1 rRNA gene is annotated in these 420 nt (G+C 56.7%); it reads left to right on the top strand.

The features are described 5' to 3' along the window. A 16S ribosomal RNA gene (locus ACSQ8O_RS36710) occupies positions 1–407 on the top strand; the annotation flags it as partial. Positions 408–420: the final 13 nt, after the last annotated feature.

The following is a 420-nucleotide window of genomic DNA, read 5'->3' on the forward strand; positions in this document are numbered from 1 at the left end:
GGGTGGGCACTCTAGGATGACTGCCGGTGACAAACCGGAGGAAGGTGGGGATGACGTCAAATCATCATGCCCCTTATGACCTGGGCTACACACGTACTACAATGGTCGGTACAACGGGAAGCGAAGCCGCGAGGTGGAGCCAATCCTTATAAGCCGATCTCAGTTCGGATTGCAGGCTGCAACTCGCCTGCATGAAGTCGGAATTGCTAGTAATCGCGGATCAGCATGCCGCGGTGAATACGTTCCCGGGTCTTGTACACACCGCCCGTCACACCACGAGAGTTTACAACACCCGAAGTCGGTGGGGTAACCCGCAAGGGAGCCAGCCGCCGAAGGTGGGGTAGATGATTGGGGTGAAGTCGTAACAAGGTAGCCGTATCGGAAGGTGCGGCTGGATCACCTCCTTTCTATGGAGACTCG

This window comes from Paenibacillus sp. LjRoot56 (assembly GCF_964253335.1).
In the GTDB taxonomy this organism is placed as follows: domain Bacteria; phylum Bacillota; class Bacilli; order Paenibacillales; family NBRC-103111; genus Paenibacillus_E; species Paenibacillus_E allorhizoplanae.